Source organism: Hymenobacter glacialis (assembly GCF_001816165.1).
Classification (GTDB): domain Bacteria; phylum Bacteroidota; class Bacteroidia; order Cytophagales; family Hymenobacteraceae; genus Hymenobacter; species Hymenobacter glacialis.
In genome coordinates this window covers 118,114-144,287 of sequence record NZ_MDZC01000046.1, presented here as the reverse complement: position 1 = coordinate 144,287, position 26,174 = coordinate 118,114, and the positions used below count along the sequence as shown (strand labels likewise).

Annotated in this window: 22 protein-coding genes; 14 read left to right on the top strand and 8 right to left on the bottom strand. The window is 57.5% G+C overall.

Annotation, left to right across the window (positions count from 1 at the left end; translation table 11 throughout):
• Positions 1-50: 50 nt before the first annotated feature.
• Complete coding sequence (gene msrA, locus BEN48_RS05140) at positions 51-587, top strand: peptide-methionine (S)-S-oxide reductase MsrA (protein ID WP_070733525.1); 537 nt, start codon at positions 51-53, stop codon at positions 585-587.
• A 185-nt stretch (positions 588-772) separates the two neighbouring features.
• Here the strand turns inward: msrA and BEN48_RS05135 are convergent, their stop codons facing one another.
• A complete protein-coding gene (locus BEN48_RS05135; RefSeq protein ID WP_070733524.1) occupies positions 773-1,597 on the bottom strand; it encodes a 2,3,4,5-tetrahydropyridine-2,6-dicarboxylate N-succinyltransferase in 825 nt (274 codons plus the stop codon).
• A 126-nt stretch (positions 1,598-1,723) separates the two neighbouring features.
• On the opposite strand from BEN48_RS05135, the gene BEN48_RS05130 reads away from it, so the two are divergent.
• The 5 genes from BEN48_RS05130 to BEN48_RS05110 all read left to right on the top strand — a co-directional run bounded on the left by BEN48_RS05130 (position 1,724) and on the right by BEN48_RS05110 (position 7,668).
• Positions 1,724-2,863: a glycosyltransferase gene (locus tag BEN48_RS05130; protein WP_158010106.1), complete on the top strand. Its 1,140-nt coding sequence runs from the start codon at positions 1,724-1,726 to the stop codon at positions 2,861-2,863.
• A 120-nt stretch (positions 2,864-2,983) separates the two neighbouring features.
• Positions 2,984-3,985, top strand: a complete 1,002-nt coding sequence (locus BEN48_RS05125) for a 3-oxoacyl-ACP synthase III family protein (RefSeq protein ID WP_094122932.1) — start codon at positions 2,984-2,986, stop codon at positions 3,983-3,985.
• Positions 3,986-4,102: 117 nt separating this feature from the next.
• The gene (locus BEN48_RS05120) at positions 4,103-4,765 is read left to right on the top strand and encodes a metal-dependent transcriptional regulator (RefSeq protein WP_070733522.1); all 663 of its coding nucleotides are present in this window, start codon (positions 4,103-4,105) and stop codon (positions 4,763-4,765) included.
• A 56-nt stretch (positions 4,766-4,821) separates the two neighbouring features.
• Complete coding sequence (mnmE, locus tag BEN48_RS05115; protein WP_070733521.1) at positions 4,822-6,234, top strand: tRNA uridine-5-carboxymethylaminomethyl(34) synthesis GTPase MnmE; 1,413 nt, start codon at positions 4,822-4,824, stop codon at positions 6,232-6,234.
• 144 nt (positions 6,235-6,378) lie between these two features.
• Positions 6,379-7,668, top strand: a complete 1,290-nt coding sequence (locus BEN48_RS05110; protein ID WP_070733520.1) for a citrate synthase — start codon at positions 6,379-6,381, stop codon at positions 7,666-7,668.
• 128 nt (positions 7,669-7,796) lie between these two features.
• On the opposite strand, the gene BEN48_RS05105 is transcribed toward BEN48_RS05110, so the two are convergent.
• The 5 genes from BEN48_RS05105 to lepA form a co-directional block, all read right to left on the bottom strand.
• Complete coding sequence (locus BEN48_RS05105) at positions 7,797-8,075, bottom strand: hypothetical protein (RefSeq protein ID WP_070733519.1); 279 nt, start codon at positions 8,073-8,075, stop codon at positions 7,797-7,799.
• 449 nt (positions 8,076-8,524) lie between these two features.
• Entirely contained in the window at positions 8,525-10,501 is a 1,977-nt protein-coding gene (locus BEN48_RS05100) for an OmpA family protein (RefSeq protein ID WP_070733518.1), read from the bottom strand.
• 8 nt (positions 10,502-10,509) lie between these two features.
• Positions 10,510-11,091 carry a 7-carboxy-7-deazaguanine synthase QueE gene (locus BEN48_RS05095; RefSeq protein WP_193408653.1) on the bottom strand — a complete coding sequence of 194 codons (582 nt, stop codon included), beginning with the start codon at positions 11,089-11,091 and terminating at the stop codon, positions 10,510-10,512.
• A 201-nt stretch (positions 11,092-11,292) separates the two neighbouring features.
• Positions 11,293-12,204, bottom strand: coding sequence for a bifunctional 5,10-methylenetetrahydrofolate dehydrogenase/5,10-methenyltetrahydrofolate cyclohydrolase (locus tag BEN48_RS05090; RefSeq protein WP_070733516.1), 912 nt, complete (start codon positions 12,202-12,204; stop codon positions 11,293-11,295).
• A 160-nt stretch (positions 12,205-12,364) separates the two neighbouring features.
• Positions 12,365-14,152, bottom strand: coding sequence for a translation elongation factor 4 (lepA, locus tag BEN48_RS05085; protein ID WP_070733515.1), 1,788 nt, complete (start codon positions 14,150-14,152; stop codon positions 12,365-12,367).
• 210 nt (positions 14,153-14,362) lie between these two features.
• Here lepA and BEN48_RS05080 point away from each other — a divergent pair, with 210 nt between their 5' ends.
• The 4 genes from BEN48_RS05080 (at position 14,363) to BEN48_RS20255 (ending at position 17,037) form a co-directional block, all read left to right on the top strand.
• Positions 14,363-15,154 carry a hypothetical protein gene (locus BEN48_RS05080; protein ID WP_070733514.1) on the top strand — a complete coding sequence of 264 codons (792 nt, stop codon included), beginning with the start codon at positions 14,363-14,365 and terminating at the stop codon, positions 15,152-15,154.
• 153 nt (positions 15,155-15,307) lie between these two features.
• On the top strand, positions 15,308-15,715 hold the full coding sequence (locus BEN48_RS05075; RefSeq protein WP_070733513.1) for a GlcG/HbpS family heme-binding protein: 408 nt from the start codon (positions 15,308-15,310) through the stop codon (positions 15,713-15,715).
• Positions 15,716-15,805: 90 nt separating this feature from the next.
• On the top strand, positions 15,806-16,714 hold the full coding sequence (locus BEN48_RS05070; RefSeq protein ID WP_241502181.1) for an alcohol dehydrogenase catalytic domain-containing protein: 909 nt from the start codon (positions 15,806-15,808) through the stop codon (positions 16,712-16,714).
• On the top strand, positions 16,711-17,037 hold the full coding sequence (locus tag BEN48_RS20255) for an MDR/zinc-dependent alcohol dehydrogenase-like family protein (RefSeq protein WP_241502180.1): 327 nt from the start codon (positions 16,711-16,713) through the stop codon (positions 17,035-17,037). Before BEN48_RS05070 ends, BEN48_RS20255 begins: the two co-directional genes overlap by 4 nt.
• A 112-nt stretch (positions 17,038-17,149) precedes the next feature.
• Here BEN48_RS20255 and BEN48_RS05065 read toward each other — a convergent pair whose 3' ends face one another.
• Positions 17,150-17,434, bottom strand: a complete 285-nt coding sequence (locus BEN48_RS05065; protein WP_070733512.1) for a TIGR03643 family protein — start codon at positions 17,432-17,434, stop codon at positions 17,150-17,152.
• A 175-nt stretch (positions 17,435-17,609) separates the two neighbouring features.
• On the opposite strand from BEN48_RS05065, the gene BEN48_RS05060 reads away from it, so the two are divergent.
• From BEN48_RS05060 to BEN48_RS05050, 4 genes are all read left to right on the top strand, one after another.
• On the top strand, positions 17,610-21,029 hold the full coding sequence (locus BEN48_RS05060) for a methylmalonyl-CoA mutase family protein (RefSeq protein WP_070733511.1): 3,420 nt from the start codon (positions 17,610-17,612) through the stop codon (positions 21,027-21,029).
• A 242-nt stretch (positions 21,030-21,271) separates the two neighbouring features.
• Positions 21,272-22,129, top strand: a complete 858-nt coding sequence (locus BEN48_RS18635) for a hypothetical protein (protein ID WP_125932485.1) — start codon at positions 21,272-21,274, stop codon at positions 22,127-22,129.
• A 388-nt stretch (positions 22,130-22,517) separates the two neighbouring features.
• The gene (locus tag BEN48_RS05055) at positions 22,518-23,801 is read left to right on the top strand and encodes a M20/M25/M40 family metallo-hydrolase (protein ID WP_070733510.1); all 1,284 of its coding nucleotides are present in this window, start codon (positions 22,518-22,520) and stop codon (positions 23,799-23,801) included.
• Positions 23,802-24,465: 664 nt separating this feature from the next.
• Positions 24,466-25,314: a M12 family metallopeptidase gene (locus BEN48_RS05050; protein WP_083320773.1), complete on the top strand. Its 849-nt coding sequence runs from the start codon at positions 24,466-24,468 to the stop codon at positions 25,312-25,314.
• Positions 25,315-25,715: 401 nt separating this feature from the next.
• On the opposite strand, the gene BEN48_RS05045 is transcribed toward BEN48_RS05050, so the two are convergent.
• Positions 25,716-26,012 (bottom strand): HPF/RaiA family ribosome-associated protein, encoded by a 297-nt coding sequence (locus tag BEN48_RS05045; protein ID WP_070733509.1) that lies wholly within the window; start codon positions 26,010-26,012, stop codon positions 25,716-25,718.
• Positions 26,013-26,174 lie beyond the last annotated feature (162 nt).

The window sequence follows — 26,174 nt, the reverse complement described above, 5'->3', positions numbered from 1 at the left end:
AGGCTGGTGGCAGCGCGTTGTACTCACATCTTAATAAATCTCCCCATTACATGGAAAAAGCAACATTTGGAGCAGGCTGTTTTTGGTGCGTCGAAGCCGTATTCCAAAACCTGAAGGGCGTGGAAAAAGTGGTATCCGGCTACGCCGGTGGCCGCATCGCCAACCCCACCTACAAGGAAGTATGCAGCGGCCTCACGGGCCACAACGAAGTCATCGACATCACCTTCGACCCGGCCGTTATCACCTTCGAAGAGCTACTGGAAATATTCTGGAAAACTCACGACCCCACCACCCTCAACCGCCAGGGCAATGACTCGGGCACCCAGTACCGCTCGGGCATCTACTACCACAACGAGCAGCAAAAGCAGTTGGCCGAAGGCTACAAGCAGAAGCTCAACGACAACCAGGCCTTCCCCAATCCCGTGGTGACGGAAATCATGGCAGCCCCAACTTTCTACCCCGCCGAGGACTACCACCAGAACTATTACAACCAGCACGGCCACGAGCCCTATTGCCAGTTTGTGGCCCGCCCCAAGGTGGATAAAGTGAAGGCGCTGTTCGGCGATAAACTAAAAGCGGGCATCTAGACCACGGATGGATTCGGATTTTTCCAGATTGCACGGATTTTGTACACGAGTTCAGAATTAGCAAAAAAGGCCGCTCGATTGATCGGCCTTTTTTGTGGTTGGTATTTTTGTATCGAGAAAGCAGTTGGGTTTGTAGTCGTCCACAAAATCCGTGAAATCCGGAAGAATCCGAGCCCATCCGTGGTCTAGACACTTACGCCAAAGTCCCGCAGCGCGTCATTAAGGCTCGTTTTCAAGTCCGTGCTGGGCTTGCGCTGGCCGATGATGAGGGCGCACGGCACCTGGTACTCGCCGGCCGGGAACTGCTTGGGAATGGAGCCGGGAATGACCACCGAGCGGGGCGGCACGTAGCCGCGGTACTCTTTGGGCTCGGGGCCGGTCACGTCGATGATTTTGGTGCTGCCGGTGATGGTGACGCCCGCGCCAATGACGGCTTCCTTGCCGATGCGGCAGCCTTCTACCAGAATGCAGCGCGAGCCGATAAACGCGCCGTCTTCGATGATGACGGGGGCCGCCTGCACGGGCTCCAGCACGCCGCCCAGGCCTACGCCGCCGCTCAGGTGCACGCCTTTGCCTACCTGCGCGCAGCTGCCCACGGTGGCCCAGGTATCCACCATGGTACCCTCGCCCACGTAGGCGCCGATGTTGGTGTAGCTGGGCATGAGGATAACGCCGGGGGCCAGAAACGCGCCGTAGCGGGCCACGGCGGGCGGCACCACGCGCACCTGCTGGCCGGCGTAGTCGGTTTTGAGGGCCATTTTATCGTGGAACTCAAAAGGGCCGACTTCCTGGGTGCTCATCTGGCGGATGGGGAAGTAGAGGATAACCGCTTTTTTCACCCATTCGTTGATGGTCCACTCGCCGCCGTCTTCGGCAGGGGGCGTGGCCACGCGCAGGCGGCCTTTGTCGAGCTCCTCGATGACGTGCTCGATGGCAGCTTTGGTTTCGGGGGTTTGGAGCAGGGAGCGGTCGGCCCAGGCCTGCTCGATTATGGTTTGGAATTCAGCCATGAGGTAAGAAAATGTGCTTGCAAATGGGAGCCGGAAAATGCCCGCCCCGTTTGGAAGTAGCAAAAATAGCATCTTTGGGGCGTGCTTGGCTCCGGTCCCCCCCGTTTGTTGGTGTTGCTGGCTTCGGTGTTGAAACCCGTAGACGACACCCGTATGCGCGGAAAGTTTGCCGAAACACTGCTCCGCCGGCCGCAGGTGCAAGTGCACGTGGCGGGCCGGGCCACGGCCGATGATTTGGATTACCGCCTGGTGGAAGCCTTTCCCCGGATTTGCCACCACGACATTTTCCGGGGCTCCCGCTTGAGCTTCAACCGCCTGCTGGCCCAGGGGCGCTACTGGCGGCTGCTACGCGTGCTGCAGCCGGCGGTGGTCATCGTACACGCCCCCGAGCTCCTGCCGCTCACGCTCCTGTGGCAGTGGCTGGGCAAAGGCCGCCGGTTTGTCTACGACATTCAGGAAAACTACGCACTTAACGTATCCACCCAGCGCGTGTACCGCGGGCTGGTTCGGCGCGGGGTAGCCGCGGCCCTGCGCTGGGTGCAGGGCCTGGCCGCCAGCCGGGCCGCCGCCATCATCCTGGCCGAAGCCAGCTACGCCGACGAGCTGCCTTTTCTGCGCATGCTGCCCCCCCACCGTGTGTTGGTACTGGAGAACAAGTACCAGCCCCTGCCCGGCCAGGTACTGCCGCAACAACCCGTGAAGCTCCCGCCGCCAGGCGAACCCCTGCGCCTGCTGTACTCGGGCACCATTTCGGAGCTCAACGGCATTTGGGAAGCTTTGGCCTTTGCCCGGCTGCTGCACCAGGCCTGGCCCGGGGGCGTGCATCTTACCATTATCGGGTTTTGCCAGCAGCCGCAGCTATTGCGGCAATTGCAGGAGCAAGCGGCCGAGCATGCCGAGTGGCTCACCCTCATCGGCGGCCAGGAGCTGGTGCCGCACGCACAGGTAGTGGCCGCAATCGAACGCAGCCACCTGGGCCTACTGCCCTACCGGCCCCACACCAGCACGGCGCGCTGCCGGCCCACCAAGCTCTTTGAATACCTGGCCCATGGTCTGCCGGTTGTCACCTCGCCCAACGCCCTATGGCAGCTGGTGCTGCAGCAGCACGGCGCAGGCCTGCAACTGGACTTCAGCCAACCGTTTGATGCGCCCGAGCTGGTAAATGTGCTGCGTGGGACAAATTTCTATCCCCAAGGCGTTCCAATTGACGTACTGTGGACGGAAGAAGGCAAAAAATTGTGGCGTTTGCTGGATTCTCTCGTTTAACCTGCCACCTTTGCCCCCCGATTTGCGTGCTCAAAGCCGTTACTTTTAGCGGCGGTTTCGTTTGCTCCACACTTCATTTCACTAGAAATCCCACCACAATTCCCGCTCCCCATGGCAACATTGCGTCAATCTTACATTGCCGGCGTCGGCCACTACGTGCCTACCCGGGTGGTTACCAACGCGGAACTGGAGCCGGTTATGAACACCTCCGATGCCTGGATTCAGGAGCGTACCGGCATTAAGGAGCGCCGCTGGTTTGAAGAAGGCACCGACACCACCGCCAATATGGGCGCCAATGCCGCCCGCAAAGCCATGGAGATGGCCGGCGTGGCTCCCAACGACGTGCAGATGATTGTCTTCGCCACGCTCTCACCCGATTATTTTTTTCCCGGCTCGGGCGTGCTCATGCAGCGCGAGCTGGGCATCACCAATAACTGCCCCGCGCTGGACGTGCGCAACCAGTGCTCCGGCTTTATCTACGCCCTGTCCGTAGCCGACCAGTTCATTCGCACCGGCATGTACGACACCGTGCTGGTGGTGGGCTCTGAGATTCATTCTTCGGGCCTCGACAAGTCCCCGGAAGGCCGCACGGTTTCGGTTATTTTTGGCGATGGCGCCGGCTCTGTGCTGTTGCGCAATAGCACCCAGGAAGGCCAGGGCATCCTGAGTACGCACCTGTACTCGCAGGGCGAGCACGCCGAAGAGCTTATTGTGAAGGAGCCTGGCTCGAACCGGGCCGACCGCCTGCAATACGTGCTGGACAACCCGCAGGACCTGTACCCCTACATGAACGGACAAACTGTGTTCAAAAACGCTGTGGTGCGCTTTCCCCAGGTCATCAAGGAAGCCCTGGACCAAAACGGAATGGAGGCCTCCGACATCGATATGCTCATTCCGCACCAGGCCAACCTGCGCATCACGCAGTTTGTGCAGCAGAAAATGGGCTTGTCCGACGATAAAGTATACAGCAACATTCAGCGCTACGGCAATACCACCGCGGCCTCAGTTCCCATTGCCCTGAGCGAAGCCGTGCAGGAAGGCAAAATCAAGCGCGGCGACCTGGTGTGCATGGCCGCCTTTGGTAGCGGCTTTACCTGGGCTTCGGCTCTGCTGAAGTTCTAGAGAAGCTGGTTAAGAATTGAGAGTTAAAAATTGTAAAAAAGGCTGAATGAGTAAGGCATAGGTCTATTCATTCAGCCTGATTTTTAATTCTTCATTTTTGATTTTTAATTCGATTGCATGCCCAGCCACACCGAAGAGAATTACCTAAAAGCCGTTTACAAGCTGGCCGAGGACGCGCCGGACGCCGCCGGTGTGAGCACCAACCGCATAGCCGCTGCCCTCGACACGCGCGCGGCCTCCGTTACGGATATGCTCCGCCGTTTGGCCGATAAGGGTCTCTTAGCCTACGAAAAGTACCGTGGCGTGCAACTCACGCCCGAAGGCCAGCGCTTGGCCCTGCTCACCATCCGGAAGCACCGCCTTTGGGAGGTTTTCCTGGTGCAGCAGCTGGGCTTTAACTGGGATGAGGTGCACGATGTAGCCGAGGAGCTGGAGCACGTGCAGTCGCCGCTGCTCATGCGCCGGCTCGATGCCTTTCTGGGTCACCCCGCTCTGGACCCCCACGGTGACCCTATTCCCGCCGAAGACGGGGCCATGCGTCGCCCCACCCACCGCCTGTTGGCCGACCTGGTGGTTGGCGAACAAGGTACCCTGGCCGCCGTCAAAAACACCACAGCGCCCTTCCTGCAGTACCTCGACAAAGTAGGCCTGCAGTTGGGCGCGTTGGTTGAAGTACTTGATAAGGTTACTTACGACAACTCATTTGAAATCAGAGTAAACGGCGAACGCACCGCATTGATTTCAGCTGAAGTAAGCTGCAATTTGTTCGTCACCGAATAGCCATTTATCGGGGTACGGTAGCCAAAACCGCCCCATCCGCTTAACCCAAAAAACCAGTGGTTCAGACAATTTTTTCCGACACCATCGTCGCATTGTCTACCCCTCCGGGTGCCGGGGCATTGGCAGTAATTAGGCTCTCCGGCCCCGCCGCAATAGAAATTACCGCCACTGTTTTCAGCAAGAAAGGCCTGCTCACAGCCCCCGGCCACTCCCTGCACTACGGCACTCTGCGCGACCCCGAAACCAGCCAGCTGCTAGATGAAGTAGTAGTGGCCCTGTACCGCAACCCACGGTCCTTCACCCGGGAAGACGTGGTGGAAATCAGCTGCCATGGCTCCGACTATGTAGTGCGCCAGGTGCTGGCCCTGCTGCTCCGGAAGGGAGCCCGCCTGGCCGAAGCCGGCGAGTTCACCAAGCGCGCGTTCCTGCACGGTGCCATGGACCTGGCTCAGGCTGAGGCCGTGGCCGACCTCATCGCCTCCGACTCCGCCATTAGCCACCGCGTGGCCCTCAACCAGCTGCGTGGCGGCTTCTCGCAGGAGTTGCGCGCGCTTCGGGCCCGGCTCATCAAGTTTGCGGCCCTGCTGGAGCTGGAACTTGATTTTGGTGAGGAAGACGTGGAATTTGCTGACCGCAGCGGCCTGGCGCTGCTGTTGGCCGAAGTGCGGGGCGTGGTGGGCGGCCTGCTGCGCTCTTTTGAGCTGGGCAACGTTATTAAAAATGGCATCACCGCCGTGATAGCCGGCCGTCCCAATGCCGGCAAATCTACCCTGCTCAACGCATTATTGCGCGAAGAGCGCGCAATTGTGTCCGCCATTCCGGGCACCACCCGGGACTTCATTGAAGACGAAGTGAGCCTGGAGGGCATCCGTTTTCGGTTTGTGGATACGGCCGGTCTGCGCGACAACCCGGCCGATGAGATTGAAGCCATTGGGGTGAGCCGCACACGGCAGCGGGTGCGCCAGGCAGCTTTGCTGCTTTACCTGTTCGACCTGACCGAGGTAACGCCTGCCGAAGTGCGGAGTGAGATTGAGGCACTTACCGAGGGGCTGCACCTGCCGGTAGTAGCCGTGGGCAACAAAACCGACCTGGCATCGCCGGAAACCCAGGCCAGCTTTATGGCTGCGTTTGGGAGGGCTGCTCAGCCGGTACCGCTGGTGTTGGTGGCAGCCGGCCCCAAACAGGGCCTGGACGCGCTGCAGACGACCTTGCTGGCTCAGGTGCGGGGCTCCGACCTGGAAAACACGGCCTCGGCAACCATTGTCACCAACGTGCGGCATGCCCGCGCCCTGGAAACGGCAGCGGCGCACCTGGCGGCGGTGCAAGCCGGCCTCGACACTAATCGCGGCACCGAGCTGCTGGCTGCCGACTTGCGCCACGCGCTGGCAGCCTTGGGAGAGATTACCGGAGAAATTTCATCGGAGGACCTGCTCACCAGTATTTTCACCGAATTCTGCATCGGCAAGTAGCTCAGGGCCGGCTTGGTCGCATTTATTATCGAACATCTAACCCGTTTATCCTGTATTTACCCTGACTCCGAGGCCGGGAAATTTCCCGGCTTACGGCTTATGCGTTAGTTTCGCACCGTAATTTCTTTCTCATCCCTCCCGCCCATGGCAGAATCTGCTGAACTTATCCTCGACGGCAAATCCATCACCTTGCCCGTCATTGAAGGCTCCGAACACGAAAAAGCGTTTGATATCGGCAAGCTGCGCGACCAAACCGGTTATGTTACCCTCGATTCGGGTTACAAGAACACCGGCGCCACCAAAAGCGCCATTACTTTCCTCGACGGCGAAGAAGGCATTTTGCGCTACCGCGGCTACCCAATTGAGCAGCTGGCCGAAAAGTCGAGCTTTCTGGAAGTCGCCTACCTGCTGATTTACGGCGCTTTGCCCACGGAAAAGGAGTTTACTGACTTCAACCACGAAATCACGCAGCACACCCTGGTGCACGAAGACATCCGCAAGATTCTCGACGGCTTCCCGTCGTCGGCCCACCCCATGGGCATCTTGTCGTCGCTTATCTGCTCGCTCACGGCTTTTTATCCCAAGAGCATTGCGCCCGAAATCAGCAAAGAGGAGCTGGACCTGAACATCGTGCGCCTCATGGCCAAGATTTCGACCATTGCCGCCTGGAGCTACAAGAATTCGGTGGGCCATCCGCTCATCTACCCGCGCAACGACCTCGACTACTGCGCCAACTTCCTGTACATGATGTTCAGCTTCCCCACGGAGAAGTACGAAGTCAACCCCATTGTGGTGCGCGCCCTCAACAAGCTGCTCATCCTGCACGCCGACCACGAGCAAAACTGCTCCACCAGCACCGTGCGCCTCGTGGGCTCGGCCAACGCCAGCCTCTACGGCTCGGTTTCGGCGGGCATCAACGCCTTGTGGGGTCCCTTGCACGGCGGTGCCAACCAGGAAGTTATCGAGATGCTGGAATCAATCGAGGCTGATGGCGGCGACACCAGCAAGTGGATTGACAAAGCCAAAGACAAGAACGACTCGTTCCGTCTCATGGGCTTTGGCCACCGCGTGTACAAGAACTTCGACCCCCGCGCCACCATCATCAAGAAGGCTGCCGACGAAGTGCTTCAAGCACTGGGCCTGCAAGACAGCCCCCTGCTGAAAATTGCGCAGGAGCTGGAGCAAGCCGCTCTCACCGACCAGTACTTCATCGAGCGCAAGCTTTACCCGAACGTGGACTTCTACTCGGGCATTATTTACAAAGCCCTGGGCATTCCCACGGAGATGTTCACGGTGATGTTTGCCCTGGGCCGCCTGCCCGGCTGGATTGCCCAGTGGAAGGAAATGCGCGAGAACAAAGAGCCCATCGGCCGTCCCCGCCAGATTTACACCGGCGAATTGGAGCGCGACTACAAGGAAATTAGCGCCCGCTAGCTGCTACTGGTTAGTTGAGCAGGTTTCTGGTTAATCAACCAACTGGCAACCGACAATTGGTAACTATTGGCACACAAAAAAGCCCGCTCTGCAAAGCGGGCTTTTTTTGTGTCCAGCAGGGGCCTCCCCTACTTCACCCGGTGAGCGGTGAGGTTGGTGCGAAGGGCTTGGTAAGCCACCAGCTGCTGGGGTTTTAGCAGGAACATCAACTCGCTCTCGTAGCGCTGCTGCGCCCAGGAGAGTTGGGTGTCCCGCTCTTCGGCGCTGGCGCCGTTAAGTAGGATTTCAAGGTCGCGGCGCTCTGTGAGCATGTTCAGGTGAAGCTGCTTCACAGCAATGAACTGGGCTTCGTTGAATTGGATGCGCTCGGCCAGGGCGCGGGTTAGCGTTGTAGCGCGGCTCATCATGGCAGGTGAGTAAGCACCGTGTCCGGGGCCGCCAGTTGCCCAGACAGGTGAAGCAACTGATACGCCCGCTGCAATGCAAGTAGCCAAGAATAAATTTTTCATGGGATTAAGAAAGATTGGGTGAGAGAATGAGTGACAAAGCCAAACCGGTGTGTTTGACTGGTCCAAACGTAAGGGAAATAATTTCTCAAACGGACAATCTTTTTTTTGTCACTTTTGTGACCTATTTATTTCTGTGAAATGATATATAATCCTCATTCATAGATGCTTAAATAATATTCGGCCAATGAGTCAATTAAACAAAAAAAAGGCTCGCCAACCGGCGAGCCATATATTTTTATTAACAGAATGCAATTATATTTTACTCTTTTTAAAGCCTTGCTTTAAGTAAAAACACGTTTTTAGTGCTCAGACCGGTTCCGCTCTCAAACCCAAGTCGACCCTAGTTATTACAGAATATGAAGCTCAATGCGGCGGTTTAGCTGCCGATGGGCTTCCGTATCATTGGCTGCCAAAGGAGATTTTGCGCCGTATCCTTTCGAGCGCAGCCGGTTTACCGAAATTCCGTGCGCCGACAAATACTCCACTACCGATTGGGCGCGGCGCTGCGAGAGTTGCAAATTATCTTCCGGCGTGCCCACGTTGTCGGTGTAGCCGGATACTTCAATCTGCACGTCGCGGTACTGGCGCAGGAACTCAATAAGACGGTTGAGCTCGGTGCGAGACCGGGGTTTGAGCTCGTACTTATTGGTATCGAAAAACAGATTATTCAGCACCACGCTACGGCCCGAGCGCACGGGCTCCAGGTAAATATCCAGCGTGAGCGGGTCGAAGGTGCGCTGGCTGGAGTAGTCAAAGCTTAGGCTTTTGAGCAGGTACTTGTCGGCGGCAGCGTACATGGCGTAGTGGTGGCCCTCGTTGAGTACCACGGTGTAGTCGCCGTATTCCGGGTCCGACGTCACAAACTGAATGAGCTCATCGGTTTCAAGGTCGTACAGCTTTACTTCGGCCTTGAGCGGCTTTTTGGTGTTGGCATCAAATACCCGCCCCTGCGTGTAGGTGCTGGTTTCGCGGGCCTTCACGGGTTGCGCCACGGCAAAGCCAAACAGTTCCACAGGGCGCTCCCGCACCAGGCGCGAGCCTGCGGCGGGCTCATCGGTGGCGCGGCTACGCGAGCAAAAACCCCGCTGGTTGTCAGAGGTGATAAAAAGGGACGCTTCGTTTTCGAAGGTATTGAGCGGGTAACCCAGGTTGCGGGGCTCGCTCCAGGTGCCGGCTGCTGTCTTTTCGCATCGAAATACGTCGAGGCCGCCCATGCCCACCAGCCCATCGGTGACATAATAGAGCGTGGTGCCGCTGGCGTGGATGAAGGGGGCCATGTCCTTGCCCGCCGTGTTTACCGGCGTGCCCAGGTTCTTGGCGGGGCTCCATTTGCCATCGGGCTGCAGGGTGGTCACGTATATATCTTCCTGCCCCTGGCCGCCCCGGCGCGTGGAGGTAAAGTACAGGGTGCGGCCATCGGCCGAGAGCGTAGGCTGCGAGTCCCACTCCGTGGAGTTGACGTTGATGCCGAGGTTGACCGGCGCGCTCCAGTTGTTGCCGGTTCGCCGCGAAATATACAGGTCGCAGTTGCCGATGGCTTTGGGCCGGTCGCACGATGCAAAAACCAGGGTCTTGCCATCGCCGGATATCGAGCCCGCCCCCTCGTTGTAGCTCGTATTGATGGCCGGCGAAATAGGTACCGGCACCCCCAGGGTACCGTCCTTATTCTGGCGGCTCACAAACAGGTCTTCGCCGCTGCTTGCCGCCGGGCGGCCCGTAAACAGCAGAAAGCGGTTATCGGCGGTGAGGGCTGGAAAATACTGAAACTTAAAGCTATTGAGGGGCGCGGGCAGCGGCACCGGAGCCTCGCCCACGGGCTCCTGCATGGCCTTGAGCGCAAACTCGCAGGTCAGCATCTGGCGCTGCGACTTGGCCAAGTTGCGCTGGGTTTTGGGCGCCACTTTCATCAACTGCTTATAGGCATCGAGCGCCGTTTGGTACTCGCCATAGCTCAGGGCCAGGTCGCCCAGTAGCTGGTACTCCGAGGCATGGGTGGCCTCTACTGGCACCTTGGTCAGACCGTCGCGGTAGGCAGCCAGGGCGCCGCGGTTGTCACCAATGGCTTTCAGCAGCGACCCCTTCAACAAGTAGGCCTCACCAAACGATGGAAACTTCTGGTTGAGCTGGTTAAGCGTTTCAATGGCCTTAATAAAATCCCGGGCCTTAACCTGCTGCTGGGCCTTTTCGAGCAGGGTGCGCGCCTTGGTGTTGGTGGGGGTCTGGACCCGGACAGGAAGCTGGCTCCAGGCCGCGCCTGTAGCGGTCAACCACAGTAGAAATACAATTCCGAGGCGGAACGCCCCCAACACGAAAAGACGGTGCATAGAGTTAGCTACGGGATATCGAGGTATTTATGCGTTTGAAGCGACACCTGCCAGCGCGGGTGCTGCTTCACGTATTCTACTAATTCTGGCGTCATGCGGGCGGCCCGGCTCCACTCGGGTTGCAGGTACAGGCGGGTGGTGGCGGGCACTAACGCCGCATGCTCCTCTGCCCATACAAAATCATGCCCATTAAAAACAACCACTTTCAACTCATGAGCCGTGGCCAGCACTTCGGGCAGCGGGGCCTTGAATTTTTTGGGCGATAGGCATATCCAGTCCCAGGTGCCGGAGAGCGGATGAGCCCCCGAGGTTTCGAGCCAGGTGCGGCAGCCTGCTGCGTGCAGAGCGGCCGTGAGCGGTCCCAGTTCGTGCATCAGGGGCTCGCCCCCGGTAATGACCACATCGCGGCCGGGGTAGGCCAGCACGGCCGCCACCAGCTCCGCCACCGCTTGCCGCGGGTGCGCGTCGGCATCCCAGGACTCTTTCACGTCGCACCACACGCAACCCACGTCGCAGCCGCCGAGGCGGATGAAATAAGCAGCCCGGCCAGTGTTGTAGCCCTCGCCCTGAATGGTGTAGAACTGCTCCATCACGGGGAGCATAACGCCTGCCGGACTAGCCGGCACAGCACCAATGGGTGCAACTATTTCAGAGGAAAGTATATTCACGGAAATCATAACGTAATGCGTCGGAAAGCTAAGCCTCCTGAACGCAGGCTAAGGAACACACCGTTCCCAGAGCCGAACTTTAAAAGTACGTCGCGGTGTAAGGTTAACCAAATATTCCTAAATTCAGGCGCTTGCCTTCGGATAAATATCTCCCTTGGCAGCCCGCAGGGTGTTGAGGAGTAGCATGGCGATGGTCATGGGACCCACGCCTCCCGGCACCGGCGTAATGGCCGACGCCAGAGGCGCAACTTCGGCAAAGTTGACGTCGCCTTTCAGTGTATAGCCACTCTTCTTGGAGGCGTCCGGTACGCGGGTCGTGCCCACGTCGATAACTACGGCACCGGGCTGCACCATGTCGGCCGTTACGAACTCGGGCCGGCCAATAGCCGCCACTACAATGTCGGCGGTGCGACAAATTTCGGCCAGGTTTTCAGTTCGCGAATGGCATAAAGTAACGGTGCAGTTGGCCGTATCCAAATTCTTAGCCAATAGTATACTAACCGGTGTTCCCACAATGTTGGAGCGGCCAATTACCACGGCGTGCTTGCCACTTGTTTTGATGCCCTGCCGGCTGAGCAGTTCCACGATGCCCGAGGGCGTAGCAGGTAATAGCGCGGGCAGGCCGGCCACCATCCGGCCAATGTTCATGGGATGAAAACCGTCGACGTCCTTTTCGGGCCGGATGGCTTCAATCACCTTTTCGGGGTTGATGTGAGCCGGCAACGGGAGCTGCACGATGAATCCGTCAATTTCGGGGTCGTGGTTCAATTCGGCTACTTTGGCCAGCAGGTCGGCCTCAGTAATGTCGTCCTCGTAGCGCAGCAGCGTGGACTGAAACCCCACCCGCTCGCAGGCCAGCACTTTGTTGCGCACGTAGGTTTCGGAACCACCGTCGTGCCCCACGAGGATGGCGGCCAGGTGCGGCACCTTTTTGCCCTCAGCTTTGAGGATGGCTACTTCGGCCGCGATTTCAACTTTGATATCCTCGGCGGTTTGCTTGCCGTCAATGAGGTTGTTGGTGGTTACAGAAGTCATAAGATAATAGGTGATATCCTGAGCACAACGAAGGACCTTTTCACGCCTCGCGCTGCATGTGGTTGGCAAATCTGACAAAGGAAGCCGTGATAAGATGCTTGCTCCGTCAGCATGACATAAACGCAAAAAAAATGCGGCCTGAAAGCCGCATTTTCAATTATTAATCAATTTTCAGAACGGCCAGGAAAGCTTCCTGAGGAATTTCGACGGAGCCCACGGAGCGCATCCGCTTCTTGCCTTCTTTCTGCTTTTCGAGCAGCTTGCGCTTCCGGCTGATGTCGCCGCCGTAGCACTTGGCAATTACGTTTTTGCGTAGGGCCTTCACGGTTTCACGGGCAATGATTTTCTGCCCGATGGACGCCTGAATGGCAATGTCGAACATCTGGCGGGGCAGCAGTTCGCGCAGCTTCTCGCAGAGGCGGCTGCCCCACTGGTAGCTCTTGGAGCGGTGCACAATGGCCGAGAGGGCATCCACCTTCTCGCCGTTTAGCATCACGTCCAGCTTCACCATGTCGGCTTCGCGGAAGCCAATTAGCTCGTAGTCGAGCGAGGCGTAGCCGCGGCTGATGGTTTTGAGCTTGTCGAAGAAGTCGAATACGATTTCGGACAGCGGCAGCTCAAAGGTCATTTCCACCCGCTCGGACGTGAGGTAGGACTGGCCCTTGATGATGCCGCGCTTGTCCATGCACAGCGTGATGATGGGGCCCACGTACTCGGCCGCCGTGATAATCTGGGCCTTGATGAAAGGCTCTTCGATGAGCTTAATCATGTTCGGGTCCGGCATCTCACTCGGCGCGTTGATGGTCAGCATCTGGTCCTTGGTGCCAATGGCGTGGAACTGCACACTGGGCACCGTGGTGATAACCGTCATGTTGAACTCGCGTTCCAGGCGCTCCTGCACAATTTCCATGTGCAGCATACCCAGGAAGCCACAGCGAAAGCCGAAGCCCAGGGCCACCGACGTTTCGGGCTCCCACACCAGCGAGGCGTCGTTGAGCTGCAGCTTTTCCATGCAGGAGCGCAGCTCTTCGTACTCGGTTGTCTCCACAGGGTAGATGCCGGCGAATACCATCGGCTTCACATCGGCAAAGCCCTGAATAGCTTCGGTGGTAGGCCGCGCCACGTGCGTAATCGTGTCGCCCACCTTCACCTCGCGGGCTTCTTTGATGCCTGAGATGAGGTAGCCCACGTTGCCGGCGCTCATTTCCTGGCGCGGCTCCTGGTTGAGGCCCAGAATGCCAATTTCATCGGCGCCGTATTCCTTGCCCGTGGCCATAAACTTCACCTTGTCGCCTTTGCGCATGGTGCCGTTCTTGATGCGAAACAGGACTTCGATGCCGCGATAGGAGTTGAAAACCGAATCAAAAATCAGCGCCTGCAGGGGGGCTTCAGGGTCGCCTTTGGGGGCCGGAATCCGGTCACAGATGGCGTTGAGAATGGCTTCGATGCCGATGCCGGTTTTGCCCGAGGCGTGGAGGATGTCGCCGGGTTCGCAGCCGATGAGGTCCACAATTTCGTCGGTCACTTCCTCCGGCATGGCGTGCGGCAGGTCGATTTTGTTGAGCACCGGAATGATTTCCAAATCGGCCCCAATGGCGAGGTAGAGGTTGGAAATTGTCTGGGCTTCGATGCCCTGCGAGGCATCCACAATCAGCAAAGCACCTTCGCAGGCGGCAATGCTGCGGCTTACTTCGTAGCTAAAGTCGACGTGGCCAGGCGTGTCAATCAGGTTCAGCGTGTAGATTTCCCCCTTGTAGGGGTACTGCATCTGAATGGCGTGGCTCTTGATGGTGATGCCGCGCTCGCGCTCCAGGTCCATGTTGTCTAGCAACTGGGCCTGCATGTCGCGCTTGGCCACGGTGCTGGTGAACTCCAACAGGCGGTCGGCCAGGGTACTCTTACCGTGGTCGATGTGGGCAATTATGCAAAAGTTACGAATATTCTTCACAGAGGGCAGTTTTTCAGTTCGCGAAGGTACGAAGGCCTGGCGCAAAACCCAGCCGGCGGCCAGCCATCTGGTAGGCCGCCTCTCCTAACATTCTCGCTGCCTGCTTAGATTTGGCGATTACCCATTCTTGCCTGCATTGTTGGGCCACCTATGCAACCGGAAACTGATACCATACCCTCCGCCACTCTTCAAGCAGAAAAGGGGAAATTTTTGATTGCGGCAGCCAACGGCCTCGCCATTTACGTGCTCACGTATTACGTGGTGTGGGGGCTCCAGCAGGCCGCCGAAGTAGGCGTGGCCTGGTTCTACGAGCTGCACGGCACCTGGGGACCCAGCCGCATAGCTTATCGCATGGCCGACGCGGAATGGTGGCCCGCGGCCATTATTGCGGCTCACGGCATTGGGCCCCTGGTGAGCCTGCTACTGGGCGTGGTCGCCTTTGCCTGGTACTGGCGCAGCGAGCGGGCCCAGCGCGGCCTTTTCAAGCTGCTGTTGCTGTGGACGGCGTTCCACTGCTGCAATACCGTGTTTGGCGCCTTGCTCACAGACACCTTTGTTCAATCGGGCTTCTGGTATGTGCCCGACTGGCTGTTTCAGGCCGGTAACGTGGTAAATACCCTGCTGGCCATTCTAGCCGGACTGGTGCAGGTAGCGCTGGGCTACTTCGGCGCCTTGGCCTTTTTGCAGGCCCACGACTCGCGCACGGTGATGCAATTCACCAACCGCCGGCTGATGGTGGTGGCCACCCTGGTTATTCCCTGGGTTATGGGAGGGGCGTTAATCGCCCTGCTCAAGCTCCCGTATTTGAGTATGCAGGAAGGGCTGCACCTGGTGGGCATGGGGCTGCTAGTGGTCCCCCTGGCGGCGGCCTGCCTCAACGAACTGTTTTCTAATACAGTGCGGCGTCCACAACCCACCTACGTGGCGTGGGGATTGGTGGGGCTGGCCCTGGTGATGGCCATTGCCTGGCGCGCGCTGCTCAATCCGCCCATGATTTTTTAATAGCTGCCGGGGCGAGCGCAGGGCGGGTAATTGAACTTGTGCAATCGTCGCAATACGTGCCGGGTATCGTCGCAAGGTGGGGTCGCTGCTGAACATGCTGGGCTGATAGCCGTTGTAATAGAGAATATTTTCTCTTACAAATCCAACAGCACCATGGGAATTACCTTAGCACAAGCACAGACGGCCCTCCAAGCCGCCCACCAGAAAGCGGTTGACATGAACGTCAAGATGAACATTGCCGTGGTTGACGCCGGGGCCAACCTCGTCGCGTTCATTCGCATGGATGACGCCTGGCTTGGTTCGCTGGATATTTCCATTAAAAAAGCCAAAACGGCCCGTTTCTTCGACATGCCCACCGGTGCCATCGGCGGTTTGTCGCAGCCCGGCGGCCCGCTTTTCAATATTGAGCACTCTAACGGCGGCCTCATCACCTTCCCCGGCGGCATCCCCATTAAGGGGCGTAGCGGGGGGGTAATGGGCGCCATTGGCGTTTCGGGCAGCACCGTGGAAGACGACCACGCCGTGGCCGAAGCCGGCGTGCAGGCCCTGGAAGGCAAATAAGCTGTCCTAACTGGCAGTAAAAACGTCATGTTGGGCACTACCTGACATGACGTTCCTTTTTTATCCTTTTCATTACTAAACCCCACCACCATGGCAAGTAACAGAGGCGTCGTTTACCTGAGTCCCGGCAAAGTCGAGGTTCAGAGCATTGATTTCCCCGAGCTGAAAAATCCCAAGGGCAAGAAAATTACCCACGGCGTTATTCTAAAGGTTGTGTCTACCAACATCTGCGGCTCCGACCAGCACATGGTGCGCGGCCGGACCACGGCCCCGGCCGGGCTGGTACTGGGCCACGAAATCACGGGAGAGGTGATTGAAGCCGGAGCCGATGTGGAATTTCTCAAGAAGGGCGACCTGGTGTCGGTGCCGTTTAACGTGGCCTGCGGCCGCTGCCGCACTTGCAAAGAGATGAAAACCGGCATCTGCCTGACCGTGAACGAAGGCCGCGCCGGTGGCGCCTACGGCTACGTGGACATGGGCGGCTGGGTGGGCGGCCAGGCCGAGTACGTGATGGTGCCCTACGCCGATTTCAACCTGCTGAAATTTCCGAACAAGGAGCAGGCCATGGAGAAAATCCGCGACCTGACCATGCTGAGCGATATTTTCCCTACCGGCTTCCACGGCGCGGTGAAAGCGGGCGTAGGGCCCGGAACCACGGTGTACGTGGCCGGCGCAGGGCCCGTGGGTCTGGCAGCGGCGGCTTCGGCGCAGCTGCTGGGCGCGGCCGTGGTAATAGTAGGCGACATGAACAAGGCGCGCCTGGCGCATGCCCGCTCCTTTGGCTGCGAAACCGTGGACCTTACCCTGGACGCCACCCTTACCGAGCAAATCACCCTGATTCTGGGTGTGCCCGAAATTGATTGCGCCATCGACTGCGTGGGCTTTGAGGCCAGCGGCCACGGCACCGATTCGAAAAAGGAAGTGCCCGCTGCCGTACTCAACTCGCTCATGGAAATCACCGCGCGGGCGGCTCCATTGGCATTCCCGGCCTGTACGTGACCGAAGACCCCGGCGCCGAAGACAAAGCCGCCAAAACCGGCAACCTGTCCATCCGCTTCGGACTGGGTTGGGCCAAGAGCCACTCCTTCCACACCGGCCAGACGCCCGTGATGAGCTACAACCGCCAGCTCATGCAGGCTATTCTGTACGACAAAGTGCAGATTGCGAAAGCCGTGAATGTGGAAATCATCAGCCTGGACCAGGCGCCCGAAGGCTACGCCGAATTTGATAGCGGCGTGGCAAAGAAGTTTGTGATTAACCCCCACAATATGATTCCCGATGTGAAGAAAGCCAAAGCCAAAAAGGAAACGGCCGACGCTTAGTCGACTATCATTAAAACCAAAACAGCCGGACAGCCTTTTGAGGCAGTCCGGCTGTTTTGGTTTCGGAGTTTTGAAACCAGGGTGCCCCATAAAAACACAAGGTAAGCCTACGCTACCTGCGTTTGGAAACCTTATTGAAGGTAATATTCTTCTGCAGCGTGGATTTAAAACGGGCGTCATCGACGGCGCTTTTTACGCGGTGTTTAGTGGCGCGGCCCTGCACGCGGGCCCGCCACATGCGCCACGACGAAGCCTTCATTTCCCGCCGCATCAGCTTGATAACTTCCGTTTCGGCCAGGCCGAATTGGGCCTCAATGGCTTCGAACGGCGTGCGGTCTTCCCAGGCCATTTCGATAATGCGGTCAATGTCTTCGGGCGTTAGTTCGGGAGTTGTCATACTGCTAAGGCAAGCGCGTTTGGCTGTGGAATCTTTCGGTACTTAACAAGCAAGCCCGGAATTTGTGATGGCAACACGAAGCGCGCCGCCTGCGTCACCGGGGCGTATTCCGTACCTTCGTGCACGTTTTTTATCCTCATGGTCGTGGACTGAAAGTCTGCGCTACTCCTCCGCTATGCACCCTGCTCCCACCGCGCCCTACAAACCGAAGAACCACGTTCGCATCGTTACCGCCGCCGCTTTGTTCGACGGGCACGACGCGGCTATCAACATCATGCGCCGCATCATTCAGAGCAGCGGCGCGGAGGTTATTCACCTCGGCCACAACCGTTCGGCGCAGGAAATCGTGGATTGCGCCATTCAGGAAGATGCCCAGGCCATTGCCATTACCAGTTACCAGGGCGGGCACAACGAGTATTTCAAGTACATTTTTGACCTGTTGAAAGAGCGCGGCGCGGGCCACATCAAAATTTTCGGCGGCGGCGGCGGCGTAATTTTGCCCACGGAAATCGCGGAGTTGCAGGGCTACGGCATCACCCGCATCTACTCGCCCGACGATGGCCGCGCCATGGGCCTGCAGGGCATGATTAACGATTTGCTGGAAAGAGCTGACTTCCCAACCGGCCAGAACCTTAACGGTGAAGTCGACCACGTAAAAGAGAAAGATGCCCGCAGCATCGGCCGGCTGATTTCGGCTGCTGAGAACTTCCCTGAGGAGTTTGAGCGGGTAAAAGGCCAGTTGGTGGCTGACTTCCAGCTGGATGAGAAAAGCCAGAACCAGTCATTACAGTCCAGCCACTCCGCTCCTATTCTCGGCATTACCGGCACGGGCGGCGCGGGCAAGTCCTCACTGGTAGATGAGCTGGTGCGGCGCTTTTTGATGGACTTCCCCGACAAGACCATCGCCATTATCTCCGTAGACCCCAGCAAGCGCAAAACGGGCGGCGCGCTGCTCGGCGACCGGATTCGGATGAATGCCATCAACTCGCCGCGGGTGTACATGCGCAGCCTGGCCACGCGCCAGAGCAACCTGGCCCTGAGCAAGTACGTGCAGGATGCTGTGGATGTGGTGAAGGCCGCCAACTACGACCTCATTATCCTGGAAACCAGCGGCATCGGCCAGTCCGACACCGAAATCATCGAGCACTCCGACGCCAGCCTGTACGTGATGACGCCGGAGTACGGCGCGGCCACGCAGCTGGAGAAAATCGACATGCTCGATTTCGCCGATGTGATTGCGCTGAACAAGTTTGACAAGCGCGGGGCGCTGGATGCGCTGCGCGACGTGCGCAAGCAGTACCAACGCAACCACGGCCTCTGGGACACGGCCACCGACCAGATGCCGGTGTTCGGCACGATAGCCTCGCAGTTCAACGACCCGGGCATGAACCGGCTGTATCGCGCGGTGCTGAAGATGCTGGAAACCAAGACCGGTGCCACGTTCAACTCGCAGTTGGAAACCAGCACGTCGGATTCGGAGAAGATTTACATCATCCCGCCGCACCGCACGCGCTACCTCTCGGAGATTGCCGAAAGCAACCGCGCCTACGACCAGCGCGTGCGTGAGCAGGCCAACATTGCGGAGGTAGCCGGGGCATTTGCCAAGCTCGAAGAGCATTATGGCGCCGACAAAGCCAGCGCGGCCGGCACCGTGGAGGAGTTCAGCAAGAACAAGCAGACGCAGCTGCGCCGGCTCGATGCCGACAGCCAAGCCATTTTGGAAAACTGGGAAAGCACCCTGCAAAACTACCGCGACCCGGAGTACGTGTACTCGGTGCGCGGCAAGGAAATCAGGGTACAGACGCACACTAAGTCGCTGTCGGGCAATATGATTCCGAAGGTGTCGGTGCCGCGCTACACCGGCTGGGGCGACCGGCTGCGCTGGGCCATGCAGGAGAATTTTCCCGGCGAGTTTCCGTACACGGCGGGCGTGTTCCCGTTCAAGCGCGAGGGCGAAGACCCTACCCGCATGTTTGCGGGTGAAGGTGGGCCGGAGCGCACCAACCGCCGCTTCCACTACGTGAGCATGGGCCTGCCCGCCAAGCGCCTGAGCACGGCCTTCGACTCGGTGACGCTCTACGGCGAGGACCCCGACCACCGGCCCGACATCTATGGCAAAATCGGCAACGCGGGCGTGAGCATCGCCTGCCTCGACGATGCCAAGAAGCTGTACTCGGGCTTCAACCTGGCCAACCCCAGCACGTCGGTTTCGATGACCATCAACGGCCCGGCGGCTACGCTGGCGGCGTTTTTCATGAACGCGGCCATCGACCAGCAGTGCGAGTTCTACATCCAGGAAAACGGCCTGGAAGCGGAAACGGACGCTAAAATCGACGCCATCTATGCGGCGCTGGGCCAGCCCCGCCCCCGCTACCAGGGCGAATTGCCGGCCGGCAACGACGGCCTGGGCCTGCGCCTGCTGGGCGTGACCGGCGACCAGGTGCTGCCCGCCGATGTGTACGCCAGCATCAAAGCCCGCACGCTGACGCAGGTGCGCGGCACCGTGCAGGCCGACATTCTGAAAGAAGACCAGGCCCAGAACACCTGCATTTTCAGCACCGAGTTTGCGCTGCGCCTGATGGGCGACGTGCAGCAGTACTTCATCACAGAGAAGGTGCGGAATTTCTACTCCGTCTCGATTTCGGGCTACCACATTGCCGAGGCGGGCGCCAACCCGATTACGCAGCTGGCCCTGACGCTGAGCAACGGCTTCACGTTCGTGGAATACTACGTGAGCCGGGGCATGAGCGTGAACGACTTCGCGCCCAACCTGAGCTTCTTCTTCTCCAACGGCATCGACCCGGAGTACGCCGTGATTGGGCGGGTGGCGCGCCGCATCTGGGCCAAGGCCATGAAGCTGAAGTACGGCGCCGACGCCCGCAGCCAGATGCTGAAGTACCACATCCAGACGTCGGGCCGCAGCCTGCACGCCCAGGAAATCGACTTCAACGACATCCGCACCACGCTGCAGGCGCTGTATGCCATCTACGACAACTGCAACTCCCTGCACACCAACGCCTACGACGAGGCCATCACCACGCCCACCGAGGAATCGGTGCGCCGAGCCATGGCCATTCAGCTCATCATCAACCGCGAGCTGGGCCTGGCTAAGAACGAAAACCCGCTGCAAGGCTCCTTCATCATCGAGGAGCTGACCGAGCTGGTGGAAGAGGCGGTGCTGCTCGAATTTGACCGCATCACGGAGCGCGGTGGCGTGCTCGGGGCCATGGAAACCATGTACCAGCGCGGCAAAATCCAGGAGGAAAGCATGCACTACGAGATGCTGAAGCACACCGGCGAGTACCCCATAATAGGAGTGAATACCTTTCTCTCGTCCAAAGGCTCGCCCACGGTGGTACCGGCAGAAGTCATCCGCGCCACGGAAGAGGAAAAGCAGTACCAAATCGACATGCTCATCCTGCTGCACCAGCGCAACGCCGCCGAGGCCCCGGCGCGGCTCAAGCAGCTCCAGCAAATAGCGGTGGCTAATGGCAACCTGTTCGCGGAGCTGATGGAAACGGTGAAATACTGCTCGCTGGGTCAGATTACGAACGCGCTGTTTGAGGTCGGCGGGCAGTACCGGCGGAATATGTAATATTGACTCACCGTTAGCTCTGAAGAAAATGGAGTATCAATTAATAGAACAACCTTATTCGAAAATTTCTGACGAAACAATTAGTATTTTGAAGAAATCTGGGCAAATTCTCATTTGTAGAAATTCTGAAACAACTTCTGCTTTAAAGTATGCAGTTTACGACTTCAGAGTCATCAATCCTCTTTTAGCAAAATTCTGTTTTTTAAATTTCGCAGAACTATTCGCATTTCATTACAGCCTCTATGAAACCCTTTAAGTCTTTTATTGCAATTGGAGACACTTCTAGGATTGGATTCTCTTTGATGGGAAGAGAAGTAACTGTATTAAGAGGAAATACGCATTCGACTGACTTATCTAATGTAGAACGCATAGAATTTTCCTCCAATTTTCTACTTGTCTTTAAACGCCTGCTGTTCCACAATCCAGAAACCAATGTATTATACGTTCCAGGAAGATTGTATAGAGACTGCAAATTTTATAGACAACCCCTGTGCATAGGTAATACCGAATTAATATCTGCGCAATTTTCAAAATCGGCTTGTATTCAATTCAAATTATTTACACAAGGTTTTTCAAATTGGAATCATCACAATATTGATTTTGATATCGATAGTATTCCTAGTCTTGAACAAAGCGTACTTTTTATTCAAAATTTAATCACCTTTATAAATAGAGTAATCGATGAATTTGGAAGCGTTGACTCATTAAATTTAATGAAATTAAGACTTGATTCATTCGATAATTATGCTTTGAGAAATCATAGCGTAATACATTCCATTAATTTATTAGAAATAAATGGATTTGCTAAATCAATGAATAATGTCGGCAAAGACAATACTTTCTGGGCAGAATTTGAGATAAAAAATTTACCTGAGTCATTGTATTTACGTTCAATTATAATAGAAATATTATCAACCAATTACAGAATTTACGAATACGACTATGGAATCTTAGCTGTTGGCGAATCATCAAAAGCTTGGGATTCATGGCACCCTCGTAGCCCAATTGAGGGAGATGGTGGCATCAAAAATTTGCTGTTTTATGAGGTCAAAGGCCGAATAGATAATTACCGTGCTCTGTTATTGGAATTAAGGCTCTGAATGCCACCTCACCAACTATTCTAGATTTGAGAGTATCGTTTGCAACAACTGCTTCGCTGCCTCTTCCGCCATGGCAAGAGGCGGCGGGGGCGCTGGGGGGGTGGGGAGCTACACAACGCCTGTCATGCTGACGCAGGAAGCATCCTATCGCTGCCGCACGACCGGTTCTGACCTGATAGGATGCTTCCTGCGTCAGCATGACAGAGAGGGGAACTGCCTACATTGCTACATTAATATTATTTCAAGCAGCGGCATTTTCTGCAACACCAAGTGGCGGCAGATGCTCAGGGGGCATCCTAAAGGCGTGGCCCTTTGAACTCAGGCCCACGCCGCCCGTAAATTCGGGCAAAGCTTGTGTAGGTTTAAGGTGTCACCCCAACCCTGCCCCGTGAAAAAACTCCTACTAGCCTCCGCGTTATTCCTTGGCCACGCCGCCCAGGCGCAAAAGCTCACCGCGACCGAACGCAAAATTGTGGCTTCGGTGCAACGGAACATGCCCAATAGCGAGCAGCTCCTGGAGCAGGTGGTGAATATTAACAGCGGCACGCTCAACGTGAAGGGCGTGCGCGAGGTGGGCACTGTGTTTCAGAAGGAATTCGAAGCGCTGGGGTTCAAAACGGAGTGGGTGGCCATGCCCGTCGGCATGCAGCGGGCCGGCCACCTGGTAGCCGAACGCAAAGGCAGCAAGGGCAAGCGGCTCTTTCTGATTGGGCACCTCGACACCGTGTTTGAGCTGGACATGCCCGCGGGCAAATTTACCCGGCTGAACGACTCCACGGCCACCGGCCAGGGCGTGAACGACATGAAGGGCGGCAACGTGGTGATGTTGGCAGCGCTGCAGGCCCTGCAAGCCAACGGCCTGCTCAAGAACGCCAGCATCACGGCGTATTTCACCGGCGACGAAGAACGCGGCGGCAAAGGGCCCGAAGCCCGCGCCGATTTCATTGCCCGGGCCAAACAGGCGGACGTTGCCCTGGCTTTTGAAACCGCTACCAACCTGCACACCGTGGCCACGGCGCGGCGCGGCGCCAGCACCTGGCAGCTCAACACGTTTGGCACGGCTTCGCATTCCTCCGGCATCTTCAAACCGGGCGTGAGCTACGGCGCCATTTACGAGGCCGCCCGCATCCTCACCGACTTCCGCGAAACGCTGAGCCAGGAGCAGTACCTCACCTTCAACCCCGGCCTGCTGGTGGGCGGCGCCGAGGTGAACTACGACGAAACCAAAGCCCGCGCCGAAGTGGTGGGCAAAACCAACATCATCGCAGCCGCGGCCACCGTCAGCGGCGATTTGCGCTTTCTAACCGAGGCCCAGAAGGAGGCTGCCCGCACCAAGATGCGCGCCATCGTGGCGCAGAACTTGGCCGGCACCCGGGCCGAAATCACCTTCACCGACGGCTTGCCCGGCATGGCGCCCACCCCCGGCAACCAAAAGCTGGCCGCCCTGGCCGACCAGACTAGCCGCGACCTGGGCCATGGGCCGGTAGCGGCCGGCAACCCCGGCTCGCGCGGCGCCGGCGATATTTCCTACGTGGCCCAGTACCTCGACTGCCTCGACGGGCTGGGAGCCTCGGGCAAGGGCGCCCACGCCGCCGGCGAAACCATCAACTTAAGAGAGTTTCCCATGCTGGTAGAACGGGCAGCGCTGATGATATACCGGCTTACCCGATAAGGCCTCCTTCAAAAAACTGGACACCTTAAGACGGCGCCCGAACTTACGCCGTTATGAGGTGGCATAACTCGCCTCTCCAGCCACTCCTAGAGGAGGGCTGAGGCGCTGGGTGGAGTCTGGGGGCCGGGGTTCAAACCACCAATAGCCTTCAAACTGGCGCGAGTTTGGGCAAGATGCAACTCATTATCGACCGTCATATGGAGGTTGTACCACAACTGCCTCAACGTGGCAAGCTCGCGGGATGGGTAGTTGCCTGGCTTTTGCAAATCATTATGCCGCGAGGCACTGCCTCGCTCCAATGCAAGGCGTGACATACTGCTACGCCTACCGTTCTGGCCAATACTAGCCACGATAAGGCCGGGGTTGATGCAAAATCATTCGATAAAAAGCGTGTCAACCAAAGCGGGGAGTACGGCAAAGAGGGCACTGCTGCAGGATAAACCCCGCCGGGCTTACCGCCAGGCAATGGGCGAAAAATAGGACTTTTGCAACACATAATGCACCCTAGCTATTTTTATCAAATTTATTATATTTAAGCATAATAAAACTATGTTCGCAAAAAAACATTCAATATATTGAAACATTCATCAATAATCTGATAAATTTCGATACATTTGCTTCGTACCAACCTATTGAGAACTCACCAACCATCATCATCTCACCTATGAGCAAAAATATCACTTCTCTCCTACTACTGTCGGCAAGCATTAGTACATTCTCTTTGTTGACGGGTTGCAGCAAAGACCAGGAGTCGGCACCACTGCAAGTGAATGCCAGCAGCCAGGATGCCAAGGTGGAAGAAGCCTATCCCAGCCAGACAGGCCAAAGCCAGGTCGGCAGACTGGGCAGCGAGACAATTGAGTACCGCAAAATCAACGGCGACAACGTGTACGAAGGCGACATTCTGCTAACCGACGCGCAGGTGAGCACCAGTGGCCCCCGCACCGAGAGTGCGGGCCGTACCACGGGCAAGTGGCCCTCCGCCATTGTGTACTATACCATCGACGCGGCCCTGCCCAACCAGGCGCGCGTCACCGACGCCATTGCCCATTGGCAGGCCAACACGACCATCCGGTTCTTGAAGCGCACTAACCAAACCAACTACCTGACCTTCCGGGTCGGCTCGGGATGCTCGTCGAATATCGGCATGATAGGCGGCCGCCAGTACATCAACCTGGCCTCGGGCTGCACCACCGGCAACAATATTCACGAAATCGGCCACGCGCTGGGCCTGTTCCACGAGCAAACCCGCAACGACCGCGACACCTACGTAGACATCCTGACGCAGAACATCCAGTCCGGCTACGAAAACAACTTTGCTCGGTACTCTACCCTGGGCTACAGCGGGTCTGACTTCGGCGCCCTCGATTTTGGCTCCATTATGATGTACGGCTCGTTCTCTTTCTCTTCGAACGGCCAGCCCACCATAACCAAGAAAGATGGCTCCACGTTCAGCATTCAGCGCAACGGCCTTTCTACCGGCGACCTGAGCGGCATTGACATCATGTACTAACAGCGCTTTGATATAGTCGCTGGCGATGCATTGCGCATGCTGTTCGGGAACCTCGCTGAATGACTTTTTCAAGGGCTTGCGTTTGCAGCATTTACACTTCGCTAAAAAAAGGGCATCCACACCGGGTGCCCTTTTTGTTTGTTGGCTCGGTAATCAAACAACGCCTGTCCTGCTGACGCAGGAAGCATCCCTGTCGCCAGAGCACGACCTATTCTGACTTGAGAGGCTGTTTTCTGCGTCCGCAGGACTAACGTTGTTTGATTACCTAACGCGGTAGAGAAGCTTCGGCGAGCTCAGCATGATGCGCACGAAGAGATGGCGGCAGCTGCTGCCTGCGCAAATAAAAAGCCCGTTGGAAGTACCAACGGACCTATTTATTGGCGCAAGAGCTGGAGCAGCAACTAGTCTATAAACTGCCGCTTCAGCTTTTCGCTGGCGTCGCGCAGGCCGGCAGCCCACGACGAGCCGCTGCCTTCTGCAAACAGGTCTTTGCCGGGAATACCCAGGCGCCAGCGCACGGTTTTGTTGTTTTCGGGGTCCGAACCTTCCTCGCGCAAATAGACGTCGGCGGCCACTATATCATTGCGGAAGTGCATCACACGGCGCAGCTCCTTTTCTACGTGTTCCAGCAAGGCAGGGCTCTCGGAAAAGCCCACGGTTTGCAGGTCCATTTTGACGTTATCGATGTTGTAGTTCATAAGACAAAAGGAAAAAGGGGGGAAACCAACTGGCAGCACTAGCTGAAGCTGGTATTTTAAGTACGGGAATAGCGGCAGGCGGTTATCTGGAGCTCGCCTGCTGCGCAGTTACTGCGGTGGGTTTTGCTATTGCAGCAGGTGCTGCGCAAGGTGGTAGCAGGG